Source organism: Sporosarcina sp. USHLN248, assembly GCF_037144575.1.
Classification (GTDB): Bacteria; Bacillota; Bacilli; order Bacillales_A; family Planococcaceae; genus Sporosarcina; species Sporosarcina contaminans.
Window position 1 is genome coordinate 46,863 of record NZ_JBBCZC010000013.1, and the last position, 13,181, is coordinate 60,043.

Below are 13,181 nucleotides of genomic sequence, written 5' to 3' on the forward strand. Positions count from 1 at the left end.
GCATTACAGCCTCTAAACACCAATATATAGATTAAATTCACATAACATTAATCAGCAAGCTCAAAAATGAAGCTTCCCACATAATAATGAGATTAGAGTGTCTTCAATTTCGTCTGAACTCTAAAAGAAGGCATTGTATGCTCAAGACGTCCAGTGCGTTAATGCCTGTAAAGCATACGGAAATTCGCCAAATCGAACATGAGCGCACTCGCATACGTATGAAAAAGCCCAGCATAGACGACTAAACCGTCTGCTGGGCCATAATCATTACATTATAAAAGGCTATATAATTTAATATCTGGATATTTGTCGCCGAACCAACGCAGAGCAAAGTCATTTTCGAATAAAAACACTAAATTCTCATGTCGATCTTTCACTAACATTGAACGTTGTCCCGACATCGACTCTTTCACGTCGCTTTCATTTTCAATCCATCTCGCCACTTTAGAGCCAATATGTTCCATATGCACTTCAACGTTATATTCATTTTTCATACGGTGTTCAAATACTTCGAATTGAAGCTGTCCGACCGCCCCCAATAACACTTCTTCTGTATGCAAAGTTTTATAATATTGGATGGCGCCCTCTTGGACTAACTGTAATATCCCTTTATGAAAATGCTTCGATTTCATAACGTTTTTAGCTGTTACTCTGACAAACAGTTCCGGTGTGAACTGCGGCAACGCTTCAAATTGGAAATTCGACTTTCCTCCGACAACAGTATCGCCTATTTGGTAGTTGCCCGTATCATACAAACCGATAATGTCCCCAGCAACCGCTTCATTTACTGTTTCTCGATCATCTGCTAAAAACTGAGTCGTTTGCGTCAGCTTAAACGATTTTGAAATACGAGGGACTGTAACGGACATGCCGCGTTCAAAAGCGCCTGAGACGATTCGCACGAAGGCGATTCGGTCGCGATGTGCAGGATTCATGTTCGCTTGGATTTTAAAAATAAACCCAGAAAAATCTTTCGACTGCGGATCAATTAACGTTTCGTCCTTCGTTATTCTCGGCTGTGGTGGAGGAGCAAATTGAAGGAATGTCTCTAAAAACGTTTGCACGCCAAAATTCGTTAACGCACTGCCAAAAAATACGGGTGTCAACTCGCCTTTTGCTACACGTTCTTCGTCGAAGTCATTGCCAGCTTCATTCAAAAGCATTACATCTTCTAAAGCTTGTTGATAATAAGAAGTTTCGATCATCGGATGATCTATTGCCAATTCACCGTCTTCATTCAGAGGGAGGAAATGGCTATCCCCTTCCACTCTTGCCTGCTCGATGCGATTGTTATAACGGTCATAAACGCCGATGAATTCTTTGCCCATCCCGATCGGGTAGTTCATTGCATACGATTCAATCCCTAAAACTTCTTCCAACTCTTCCATCAATTCAAGCGGCTCTTTCCCTTGCCGGTCCATTTTGTTCATGAATGTAAAAATAGGAATGCCACGCATACGACATACTTTAAACAATTTTATCGTTTGCGGCTCAATTCCTTTAGCTGAGTCTACCATCATGACAGCCGCATCAACGGCCATGAGCGTCCGATACGTATCTTCACTGAAATCCTCATGCCCAGGTGTATCTAAAATATTGACCCGCTTGCCGTCATAATCGAACTGCAATACGGAAGACGTAACAGAAATACCACGCTGTTTCTCAATTTCCATCCAGTCAGATGTTGCATACTTGCCTGTTTTCTTTCCTTTTACCGTTCCGGCATCGCGTATGGCACCGCCAAAATACAATAACTTTTCCGTCATCGTCGTCTTACCAGCATCCGGGTGTGAAATGATCGCGAACGTACGCCGCGAAGCAATTTCTTCATTTATCGGTTTTTGCATATCATTAACTCCTTCTATTCAGCTTTTTTAAGCATAGACAGAATGAAAGACGATTTCAACATTTTTTCAAAGAAAAAAGAGGCCATTTACAAAATAATGGCCCCTCATTCTTCATTCAGTTTCAATAAAGCCTTTCCGAAACTTTCTTTCAGCCTCTTCCAGAGCAATTGCAGCGTCTGAGTGCGGCAGCTTTTCATGACCGACAATTTGAAAATCCTCATGACCTTTCCCTGCAAAAATAATAATATCACCTGCATCCGCCACTGATACTGCATGCTTCACCGCTTCGGCACGGTCTCCGATAGCTGCATAACGTTTATGCGCCATGCCCGCTTCCAACTCGGAAAGGATCGACTCATAAGGCTCGTCCCTCGGATCATCTGTCGTCAATATAACATAGTCGGCAATTGACGCTTTCTCCGCCATGATTGGTCGTTTTTTGCGGTCTCGGTTACCGCCCGTTCCGATGACAAATATGAGCTTTTGCTCCGCTTTCTTATAAGGCAATACAGCATTGATCGCTTTTTCGATCGCATCCGGCGAATGCGCATAGTCAACATAGATCGTGAGAGGTAGATCCGTCTCGACCTTTTCCATCCGCCCTTTCGCAGCAGGGATAACGGACAAACCATTTATAATGTCTTCCATCTCCATCCCCTTCGCAAAAAGTGCAGCTGTTGCAGCTAACGCATTGTATACATTAAACTCGCCTATTACATTCATTCGAACAGTAAAGTCCCCAACAGGCGTTTCCATTTTGAATGAGGTACCATCTGGAGATAACACGATATCCCGTGCACGGAAATCGGCTTCCCGTCTTATCCCATAGGATAAAACAGGATAAGACGTCATTTTCTCCATGCGCTCGCTCCATGGCTCGTCCGCATTTAAAACAACAAATTTACGTTGCGACAAGTCTTGGCCAAGCTGTGCAAACAATAACCCCTTCGCATGTCCGTAATTATCCATCGTTCCGTGGAAATCCAAATGATCATGCGTTAAGTTTGTAAAGACCGCAATGTCAAACTCCGTGCCTGCAAGACGACCTTCCACTAAGCCGTGAGAGGAAACTTCCATCGTCATCGTAGAACAATCCGCCTCGGCTGCCTGATGGATCATTTTTTGGGTCGTCAACACATCTGTCGTCGTATTTTCTGTTTCCATCAGTGTCCCATCCAAATTAAAGCCGATTGTCCCTGTAACTGCAGAGCGTTCTCCCGTATGCTGCAAAATTGCATGGATCATATTGCTGACACTCGTTTTGCCATTCGTTCCTGTCACTCCAATCATCGTCATCCTTTTGGAAGGATATTGATAGAAATGAGGAGCCAAAAGCGCAATCGCCCTGTCTGTATTTTTCACGTAAACGACTGCAACCTTTTCCAAGTCAACGGCAACGGGTTTCGATGCGACAATGACACGCGCACCTTGGTCGACCGCTTTTTGCACAAATGAATGTCCATCTACCGTAAAGCCTTCTATACAGACAAACACTCCCCCCGCACTGACAGCTCGTGAATCGACTGCAATATCTGTAACCGATTTTGGCAAGACGCCTTTAATATTTTTTATAGGAATAATAGAAAATAACTTTTCTGTATCCATAATAACCTCCAATTAGTCGAGCATCTCTGATGTAACGTAAGCGTAAAGCAGTTGGGCAGTAGCACGCAAAGAGTCTACATGAGTGCGTTCCAATGCATGGGATGATTCAATTCCCGGACCAAACAAAGCATGCTTTACATCATATCCCGCGCGAATCGCTGCAGAAGCATCCGATCCATAATAAGGATAAATATCAATTTTATACGGAATATTTTCGTCCTCGCATAATGTTTTTAACTGTCTTGTTAATGCATAATGGTAAGGCCCTGAAGAATCCTTTGCACAAATGGATACCGTATATTCATCGGATGCCTGTCCATCACCAATCGCGCCCATATCGACAGCGATGTATTCAACTGTTTCTTCAGGAATATTGGAATTCCCCCCGTAACCAATCTCTTCATTATTTGAAATGTAGAAATGCGTCGTATGTGGAAGTTCGGTTCCTTTTTCATGCAATGAACGGACCAATTCCAACAATAGTGCGGTGCTCGCTTTATCATCCAAATGGCGAGATTTAACAAAGCCGCTACCCGTCACTTCAAATCGAGGATCAAAGGAAACAAAATCGCCCACTTCAATACCAAGAGCTCTCGTTTCCGCTGCTGTTTTCACTTTTTCATCTATGCGAACTTCTATATTATCGGCATTCCGTTTTGCACTGCCTGAATCATTATAAACGTGAACGGTCGTCTGATGCATCAAAATTGTGCCGCGAATTGCTTTGCCGCTAAAAGTATGTATTTGGCAATACTCGCCTTCCACTGCATTCCAATTAAAACCGCCAACCATCGTCAATTTCAATCGGCCATCACTTTTAATCTCTTTAACCATTGCGCCCAACGTATCTGTATGAGCTGTCAATAAACGATGGCGCGTTTGATCTTTGCCGGCAATCGTCGCAATGACTGCCCCTTTGTTTGTCTTTTTAAAAGGAACGCCTATTGCCTTTAATTCATTTGCGATGAACGCCATAATGTTTTCTGTGAATCCCGATGGACTCGGTGTCTCCACTAGTTTTTTTAATAAAGACAACGTACTTTTTTCATCGAATGTAAACATCTACTTCACCCTTCTTTCTATTTTGTGACTCCTGCTCTCATTAATAATTTTATTTTCATATTACTACTAAATTCAAAGGTATACCAATGGAAATGATAAACTTTCCGCATTTCCAATATCGATGTACTCTCCTGTTTCAATTCGATAGCATTATTATATACTAACGATTGTTCACATATTAAAACATTTATAGTAACAATCCGTTGATAACCGAAATCATTAAACTCTCGTATATCTCTTTCCAACATGAAAGGAAAAATTCTTTTAAAATGTGATAGAAAAAATGAAACTGTTAACGTACTTCTATAAGTTAATGATAGGTATCTTGCATACTTTATTAAGAAAAGCAGCCTGACGTAGGCTGCTTTTCCTTATCGTATAATCGGTTTCACAACAGATAGCTTGTTCTTGTATGGAGGATATCCGATACTCGCAGAAATTTTCGTGCTCTTTTTCATCATTGCCTTTGCATGAGTAAACGTTTCAAAACTATACTTGCCATGATAGGCATTAATGCCTGAAGAACCGACACCGCCAAACGGCAAGTGAATGTTCCCGACATGAGAAACCGTATCATTGATACAGCCACCTCCGAACGGCAGGTTTTCCATAAAATAGTCGGCAGCCTTTTCGTTTTCCGTAAACATGTATGCTGCAAGCGGTTTTGGATTTTGGCGGATTCTATGAATGGCTTCTCCCAAATTGGAGAATGTCAAAACTGGTAATATCGGCCCAAAAATCTCATTTTCCATTGACGGACTTTCCCAATTGACATCTTTTAAAAAAGTAGGCTCGATAAATAATGATTCCCGATCAAAAGAGCCACCAAAGCAAATTTGATGTTTTTCTTTTTCAAGTAATTGGACAAGTCGTTCAAAATGCTTTTTATTAATAATCCTACCGTAGTCTCGATTTTCCTCGACACGCTCTCCGTAAAATCGATGGACCACTTTTTTCATTTCTTCAATTAGCTTTATGACAATCGATTCATGCGCAATGACATAGTCAGGCGCTACACATGTTTGCCCATTATTTACAAACTTGCCCCAAACTATCCGTTCTGCGGTTTTTCGCAAATCGGCAGTTTGATCAACAATCGCCGGGCTTTTCCCCCCTAATTCTAATGTGACCGGCGTCAAGCGTTCAGCAGCCGCTTTCATAACAACTTTTCCAACTGCTACACTTCCTGTGAAGAAAATATAATCGAACGGTGCATGAATTAAAGCAGAAGTTTCCTCTTTTTCACCTTCAACGACTGTTACATAATGAGGAGGATAAATAGCGGCAAGGATCTCTTTAATGATTTGCGCTGTATGAATGGCAGCCTCAGACGGTTTCACTACGGCACAATTTCCTCCAGCAATGGCTCCAATTAACGGCTCAATCACTAACTGAAACGGATAGTTGAATGGGCCAATGATTAAAACAGAGCCGTATGGTTCACGTACAATAAAACTTTTTGCAGGCTGCAAATGAACAGGCGTCTTCACATCTTCCGGCTTCATCCATTCCTCCAAATGTTTCAGCATATGATTCATGCTTGATATGACAAAACCGACTTCTGTTACGTATGATTCAAACGGGCTTTTCCCCAAATCTTTCTGCAATGCTTCAAAAATCTCTTCTTCTCGCGATTGGATTGCCTCTTTTAAACGATTGAGCATTTCCTTTCGAAAATTAATATCCCTCGTCTCGCCGCTAAAATAATAACTTTTTTGTAATTCGATAATTGAATCTACTTTTTTTTCAAAATCCATGAAACATCCTCCTTTTGTTTCGCAATAGCAATTTATTACACCCCACAAATATTGAACAACCTACGATTGAACGATCAATACGTTACTATTCGACGTTTAACTGTTTTTTGTATAATTTCCATTGAAAAGATTTGCATGGAAAACAAATGTCAATATAGCAAAAGGACTGAATTTCGATTCGTCAATTTCCGACCAATTATGCAGTTTGGGAAGATGGAAGCAAACATATACTATAAATACAAAAAGAGCGAAAAAAATGTCGCATATTATAGAGATAAACGTAAGAGCAGAGCACATCGTTAATGTAAACAAGCGTTTGGATGACTGGCAACCCAATAGGCCTTAAGATTCTTTTTCAGCATTTTTGTTATTTTTGCTTTCGGCACGGGTAAAGAATCATCACATAACCAATTAACGAAATGGAGGAAATGAACATGACAACGACAGAAACTTGGTGGGAAACAATTTTTGAAGGAAATCTTTCATTAGGTCTCAACAAGGAGCGCATCGCAGACCTGGATGATGAAAATTTCCTCTACTTTAGCGAAAACAACCTTGAACAAGACGACAATCAACCTCAATAATTATACTGATGAGCTGTATGGATGCTAACTATAGCATTCATACGGCTATCTAAATTCTTCATTCTATACTTTTCCACAAATAGAGGGAAGCATAACTTAAATATGGAGACCATATCGGGAACCGCTCAGCCATTTCCTCATACGTCGGCTTTCGATCCATTTTCCAATGAAGCTTCAAAGCGTTTTGCAAACCGATATCAGCCATTGGAAATAAATTTGCCCTGCCTAGTCCGAAAAGGAGAAAACTTTGAGCAGTCCACGGACCGATCCCTCGAATCGCTACTAACTCACTAATAATTTCTTCATCATCCATCGTTTCAAATTTATCCAATTCCAAACGGCCTTCTGCAATTGCACGAGATATTTCTATAATATATTCTGCTTTTCTGTTGCTAAATTGAAGCATCCTCAAATCCTCTACATTGATCATCGCAGCTTCTTCAGGCTTCGGATAACGCCAAACTCCGTTTTCATTCTTCCCATATACTTCAACAAATCGCATTAATAGCACATCTGCAAATTTCAAATTCAACTGCTGATGAATAATCGATTTTACAAGCGTTCCGTAGAGAGAAAAACTTTTGATGATCGGCATGCCCGCATATTGTTCAAAAATGGGCGCGAGATCCGTTTTTTCAAAATGCCTCGCAATCTCGTCCAACGGCCTGTCAAAATGAAAAATGGAAAATAATCGATCCATCTGTGCATCATCTACGACATTTTCAATTTCAAAAGCCGGATGCAAAGTGGAACCCGTTCCTTTCAAACGAATGACATTCCCTTCCTCCATCGGAACCAACACTTCTCGCTCTTCTACATTCACTGCATTTATCGGATCCCTCGCCAAGCGAACCAATGCGCTATCAAAGTCATAAGCGAATGGAAGTGAAATCGTTTGATTGATCACAATACTCCCTCCTTTCCTTCCATTCTACCTTTTTCTTCATGTTTATAAAAACTTTTTAAAAACATGTTGACTTCTTCCACAAAATAGCTATAATAATAAATGTGCAGTAAGCAGTATATCTCCCGATTCCGTAGCTCAGCTGGGAGAGCGCTACCTTGACAGGGTAGAGGTCGCTGGTTCGAGCCCAGTCGGAATCATTGGGTGCCAAACCCGTAGGAAGGTTGTCGGAACAACAACCTTCTCCAGAAACAGTCCTATTAGGCCGGATGCCTAGGGGCTGTTTTTTTGTGGTTTTTTACCGCATTTTGTCCGCAGCTACTTTTTCTTGTTACCCTCTTCCTCGGGATGATTCGAAGGGATTTGGAGAGCATTATGGAAAATGTCGGCCACTCCGTCATTTGTATTCGGCAAAAGATGCGCGTAATAATCCAATGTAATCTCCGGATTTGAATGTCCCAATTGGTCAGAGATCCTCACGACATCCACGCCCTCTGAAATCAGGATCGAAGCATGAGAATGGCGTAGATCGTGGAATCGAATCCTTGGTACGTTCAAACTATCAAGAATTCGTTTCATCACCCTGGTTAGGTTTCTATGATCTTGCATGTCCCCTCTCCCGTACAGATTACCAAGTCCCGGTCGATAAAAGATTCTCCAACCAGTTGTTTCCAGTTATTTTGATTCCCTTTTGTATCTTATGCTCATTTATTACGAAACCAGGAATAGGGATCATTCGTTGCGCTTTGATCGTTTTCAATGAGCCCAATTGGTAACCCACTTCAGGTGTGTCAAGTCCTATATGTCTATAAAATGGTTACTAAAACATGCGTACTCATCAGATTAGTCAAAAAAGCAAAGTTCATGTAGACAATGCTGTTTTTGAAGATACCTGAGTAAATTTCATGATAGTAGTTTACATTGACGTAAAAACTAAAAATAGAGGAAAAATACTCCTACATATAAGTTCCATATTGCATGAGTTAGTATCGCAGGTATTAATGACTTAGTCCTAAAAGTTATTACTGCTAATATTAATCCTGAAATGAGAGTAACTACTAAATACATTGGATGAAAAAGTGCAAAGACTATTGCTGAAGTAATAATCGCTCAATGCGGTTTTAAAAACTTTGAGAGAAAAATTAATAAAATCCCCCTAAAAAAAGTTTCTTCCCATATAGGAACAAAAACCATTATGTTGATAAGTCCATATAAATCCATCCCATTGGAATCCAACAAGCCATTTTTGTAAAGAACTATAAACCTATGGTCTATCAAAATTTCATAGTTAATTAAAAACTTTAGGAACAAATAAGGAACAAGAAAGCCAAAAAGAATAAATAAATATGTGGTCAGTTTTCTTAAAGGCCTAAAATTAAATAATGGGAAAAGTTCTTCTTTAATTGACCGAAAACCTAAAGTTATAAGACAAAAGCAGATGAACCAGATTAGTGAGTCAAACTTAAACAGAACAAGGTCAATAGAATTGTTACTTATTATAAAACCCACAAGTGACAACAGAGTAAAATAAATTACAAAGTTTAACGAGGTATGCCATTTAAGCAACATCTTTGTTCCTCCATTCATTTTCAGATAATATTTCATTTAAAATAGAAAAGGAAGAATTACTCCTTTGGATAACATAACTGCTATGTTGCGAAAAGATATACATAGAAAAACATATAAAGGTCTGTTACTTTTCTAAGTACGTTCGGAAATATAATCTGCCATAATCCACCTAAATCGTAGTGAATATATTAGGCTAATATAAAACCCAGTTTTTGAACTGATAAAGATCAGTTCATTTATCATTATCATCTTTGACGATAAAAATATATCTCTTATACATTTTCACAGATACCTTCATAGTTATATAAAGAAATCTATGATTATTAACTCCATAGGATCCCATTTATGGGCTTAAAATTAGCAGAGCCATATAATTACGATGTAGGATATTATCTTGAAGATTTACGCGGTTTTAGTCAAAATCATATTGAATAGAACGGAAATTCTTTTTAGTTATTCATCACTGAAATAAGATTTCATTCTTCATAGTCAAAAAGATGACCAAGGCATGTTTTGGTGTGATAATCCATCTCAGCCATCATAAAAGCTGCAGCATCTTCTGGTGACTGGATGACGTAGCGAGCTAATCTTCAACTATATATGATTGATATTCATAATTCCGAGCCCTTCTCATAGGGTTTATAGACACAAAAAGGAAGTATCATCCAAGTCTTATATATCAGTAAGTCTACGAAAACATCCCAAAAAGATCGATGGAATACTCCCAATGACCATTATTATAAGACACCAGGGATTATTTAGCATTGAAGAATTATACGAGGGGAACCTACCCAAAAAATATGAAGAGATCATGGGATTATAGATCAATCTAATAATAGTCTTCAACAATCATACGCAATTCTTCTACAAATTTATTTCTGATAATATGAATTCGAGTGAGGTATTCCAAATATTTTGTGAATCGAGTAAAACAACATCATCCCTCAAAACAAAAAAAGTACCCAACCGGGTACATCTTACAGGGGCGAAAACACACCAAGTTTGAATTGCAACAACGAGTAGTTTTTTTGTTTCTGCAACAACCTACGCATGTATTCACCAAAAATATTGGCGGCGTTTCTGTCGATAGCGATCTATATTCTCAACGCCTAAAGAATCTTTTCTATATTTATCTTTCTCTTGTTTACGAATTGTGAGTTCCTCTAATTTCTCCAAAGCAGTTTCGAATTCTTGATTGGTCATTTTATTGGTCGCCAGCATAGAACATAGATATGCGTAAGCAAGGGATGATGTATCAACCATCACATTAACATTTACATCTACGTCAGAATTTCCACTTTGACCAATTTGGGATTTGGTGAAGTCCATCTCCTTTATCGTAGAGCTGTTTTCACTTCTATTTCGATAATCACTCACAATTACCTCCCCCCTTTCTAAAAGAAAAAAGGCAGGATAGGTGTTATCGACCATCCCACCTTCTCACAGATGTCAGATTTCAAATCGTTGGGTTTGCTCTTGCTCCTGATCTGAATCAGCATCAGCGTCCGATTCAGCACGAACTCGAGAACGGGAGCGGGAATCAGAATCAACATCTATATCCAACCAAATCTTAGCATTACCGCTATTTGTAATTCTCGCAATGTTTACATTCTTGTCTTGAATCCGATTGTCTACGTCTGTATCAACATCATTCCTTAAATCGTTGTCAATTTCGAAGTCGTTTTCAGCACGGCTGCGAGAATCCGAATTGGAATGGCTACGAGATTCCGATTGACTGTCTCTAAAGTCATTGAAGTCATTGTTTCTTTGTTCTCTCCTAATTCTCTGTATTCTACTCATTCGATCACCTCCTTTTACTGTTTTATAGATCCGTTGTAGTCAAATGCAGACTATCTCCTCATAGAAGTTAGTCTTCAAATCGTTGGTTTTGCTCTTGGTCTTGATCTGAATCAGCATCAGCATCCGATTCAGCACGTACACGGGAACGGGAGTCCGAATCAGAACAAACATCAATATCCAACCAAATCTTTGCGTTACCACTGTTAGTGACTCTTGCTACGTTTGTATTCTTGTCTTGAATCCGATTGTCTACATCTGTATCAACATCAGTCCTTAAATCGTTGTCAATTTCAAAATCATTTTCAGCCCGGCTGCGAGAATCTGAATTGGAACGGCTACGAGATTCCGATTGATTGTTACCGTGACCACGAAAGTCTCTATTTCCCCATACACTACTCATTGTTCTCACCTCCTTTATTTTTATAGTATAAATAGGCACTAACAATGTAAGAACCAATTCGATCTCGTCTAAACTCCCCTTTTCATTGGTTCCTTAGTAGAATATGGTTTCATGGCATTAGTGAGATAGGGACTAGCGGATTGTTTAGTAAATTTATTTATAATTAAGTCATTTAACCAGTTGCTTTTCCTTCTCCAACTATCCTTTCAAACAAAATTGTGTTTCTTCCAGATTAAATACCTATTTCACACGCACAAAACGACAAACTCATTCAAAAAAACGATAATAATAGCTTTATATTATATCTATCAATATAATGAAAGTGCATTATTAAAAATATTCACTCATACTGTTAATTAATAGGGGAATCATTATGGTTAAACGATTTGATCCTACAAGCCACCCTAATTGGCTTAAGCCTCATTCATTCGAATGGTATAGGCAGCTTAGTGAACAGCATGGCGCCTATACTTACCCTTGGCATTTGACTCTTACAGTGCCGAACGGGGAATCGATCTTCGATAAGGAAGTCATGAACAAAATTCAAAACAAAAAGGTATTAGACGTCGGATGCGGTCATGACGAGTTTGCATTGAATTGCAGTGCTGTTGCCAAAGAAGTGATCGGCTTTGACATTACAGATCGTTTCATAGACAAAGCAAATGAAAATAAGAAAAGCAATTTGTCTTTCGTTGTGGGGAATTCAAAACATGGACTTCCATTTAAGCAGGAAGAGTTTGATTGCGCATACATACGGAAAGGCCCTACTTCTGCATACCTTCTTTTACATCAAGTCGTTAAAAAAGGCGGCATTGTCCTTGGACTTCATCCCGGAGATGATTCAGGGCGAGAATTGCCAATGCTGTTCCCTAACCTTTTTACACGAAATAACAACGGAACATTACATGCCATCAAGCAGCGCCTTCAAGCGAGCAAGTTTTCAGATTTTCAGATTGAAACGTTTAACAGCATTGAATATTTGCACTCGCCGACTGATGTAATTAGGCTATGTTGTTTTGGGCAAACACAAATTGTATATGATTTCATTTTCGATAACTGTATACACTTCATTGACAAAATATTTCAAGATAACGCAGTTACAGAGGGGTTGCCCATTACATCCGAACGCCATATAGTTCGAGCAATCATTTAAAGGTTAGGAGATTACTATGGCGAATTCATTTCATCATCTATCAAGAGGTGTTCTTATTCGAAACGGAAAACTATTGGTCGCGCATGCAATCGGGCAAAACAACACATTTCTACCTGGTGGGCATATTGAATTTGGTGAAAGCGCGAAGGTTACACTCATAAGAGAATGGAAGGAAGAATTAGGCATAGATTGTACGATCACTAAATTTCTTGGTGTAGTAGAACATAAATGGATGGCTAAAGGAATCTTACAATGTGAAGTGGATCAACTATTTGAAGTAAATTGCGATGCATTACAAGACGATCAAAACCCAAAGTCTCAGGAAGATCATATTGAATTTTTTTGGTTGGATGTCGAAAAACTTGATGAAAACAATTTACAGCCCTTCCCTTTAAGGAAATTACTAAAAAATTATATGAACGGCATAACAGACACTTGGTGGGCAAGCTCTTTAAATGATGAATTCGATGATTGTAATATAAATGATTGAAAGCGAGTGT

Annotated in this window: 13 protein-coding genes and 1 tRNA gene; 4 read left to right on the forward strand and 10 right to left on the reverse strand. The window is 39.3% G+C overall.

What is annotated here, in order from left to right:
- Positions 1-272 precede the first annotated feature (272 nt).
- The 4 genes from WFH04_RS07205 to WFH04_RS07220 form a co-directional block, all read right to left on the reverse strand.
- Positions 273-1,847: a peptide chain release factor 3 gene (locus tag WFH04_RS07205; RefSeq protein ID WP_336823388.1), complete on the reverse strand. Its 1,575-nt coding sequence runs from the start codon at positions 1,845-1,847 to the stop codon at positions 273-275.
- A gap of 111 nt (positions 1,848-1,958) precedes the next feature.
- Positions 1,959-3,452 carry a UDP-N-acetylmuramoyl-L-alanyl-D-glutamate--2,6-diaminopimelate ligase gene (locus WFH04_RS07210; RefSeq protein WP_336823389.1) on the reverse strand — a complete coding sequence of 498 codons (1,494 nt, stop codon included), beginning with the start codon at positions 3,450-3,452 and terminating at the stop codon, positions 1,959-1,961.
- Between the two features lie 12 nt (positions 3,453-3,464).
- Positions 3,465-4,514 (reverse strand): M42 family metallopeptidase, encoded by a 1,050-nt coding sequence (locus tag WFH04_RS07215; RefSeq protein WP_336823390.1) that lies wholly within the window; start codon positions 4,512-4,514, stop codon positions 3,465-3,467.
- Between the two features lie 371 nt (positions 4,515-4,885).
- On the reverse strand, positions 4,886-6,271 hold the full coding sequence (locus WFH04_RS07220; protein WP_336823391.1) for an aldehyde dehydrogenase: 1,386 nt from the start codon (positions 6,269-6,271) through the stop codon (positions 4,886-4,888).
- A 434-nt stretch (positions 6,272-6,705) separates the two neighbouring features.
- Between WFH04_RS07220 and WFH04_RS07225 the strand changes: the two genes are divergently transcribed.
- The gene (locus WFH04_RS07225) at positions 6,706-6,855 is read left to right on the forward strand and encodes a hypothetical protein (protein ID WP_336823392.1); all 150 of its coding nucleotides are present in this window, start codon (positions 6,706-6,708) and stop codon (positions 6,853-6,855) included.
- A gap of 58 nt (positions 6,856-6,913) precedes the next feature.
- On the opposite strand, the gene WFH04_RS07230 is transcribed toward WFH04_RS07225, so the two are convergent.
- Positions 6,914-7,762, reverse strand: coding sequence for a DNA-3-methyladenine glycosylase family protein (locus WFH04_RS07230; protein ID WP_336823393.1), 849 nt, complete (start codon positions 7,760-7,762; stop codon positions 6,914-6,916).
- Between the two features lie 124 nt (positions 7,763-7,886).
- Here WFH04_RS07230 and WFH04_RS07235 point away from each other — a divergent pair.
- Positions 7,887-7,959, forward strand: a tRNA-Val gene (locus WFH04_RS07235).
- 118 nt (positions 7,960-8,077) lie between these two features.
- On the opposite strand, the gene WFH04_RS07240 is transcribed toward WFH04_RS07235, so the two are convergent.
- From WFH04_RS07240 to WFH04_RS07255, 5 genes are all read right to left on the reverse strand, one after another.
- Positions 8,078-8,368: a tyrosine-type recombinase/integrase gene (locus tag WFH04_RS07240; RefSeq protein ID WP_381481032.1), complete on the reverse strand. Its 291-nt coding sequence runs from the start codon at positions 8,366-8,368 to the stop codon at positions 8,078-8,080.
- A 324-nt stretch (positions 8,369-8,692) separates the two neighbouring features.
- On the reverse strand, positions 8,693-8,866 hold the full coding sequence (locus WFH04_RS18350; RefSeq protein ID WP_381481033.1) for a CPBP family glutamic-type intramembrane protease: 174 nt from the start codon (positions 8,864-8,866) through the stop codon (positions 8,693-8,695).
- 1,518 nt (positions 8,867-10,384) lie between these two features.
- The gene (locus WFH04_RS07245; RefSeq protein WP_336823395.1) at positions 10,385-10,705 is read right to left on the reverse strand and encodes a hypothetical protein; all 321 of its coding nucleotides are present in this window, start codon (positions 10,703-10,705) and stop codon (positions 10,385-10,387) included.
- A 72-nt stretch (positions 10,706-10,777) separates the two neighbouring features.
- Entirely contained in the window at positions 10,778-11,128 is a 351-nt protein-coding gene (locus WFH04_RS07250) for a hypothetical protein (RefSeq protein WP_336823396.1), read from the reverse strand.
- 67 nt (positions 11,129-11,195) lie between these two features.
- Positions 11,196-11,528 carry a hypothetical protein gene (locus WFH04_RS07255; RefSeq protein WP_336823397.1) on the reverse strand — a complete coding sequence of 111 codons (333 nt, stop codon included), beginning with the start codon at positions 11,526-11,528 and terminating at the stop codon, positions 11,196-11,198.
- A gap of 373 nt (positions 11,529-11,901) precedes the next feature.
- On the opposite strand from WFH04_RS07255, the gene WFH04_RS07260 reads away from it, so the two are divergent.
- Together WFH04_RS07260 and WFH04_RS07265 are read left to right on the forward strand one after the other, a co-directional pair.
- Positions 11,902-12,681: a class I SAM-dependent methyltransferase gene (locus WFH04_RS07260; RefSeq protein WP_336823398.1), complete on the forward strand. Its 780-nt coding sequence runs from the start codon at positions 11,902-11,904 to the stop codon at positions 12,679-12,681.
- Between the two features lie 16 nt (positions 12,682-12,697).
- Positions 12,698-13,171, forward strand: a complete 474-nt coding sequence (locus WFH04_RS07265) for an NUDIX domain-containing protein (protein WP_336823399.1) — start codon at positions 12,698-12,700, stop codon at positions 13,169-13,171.
- Positions 13,172-13,181 lie beyond the last annotated feature (10 nt).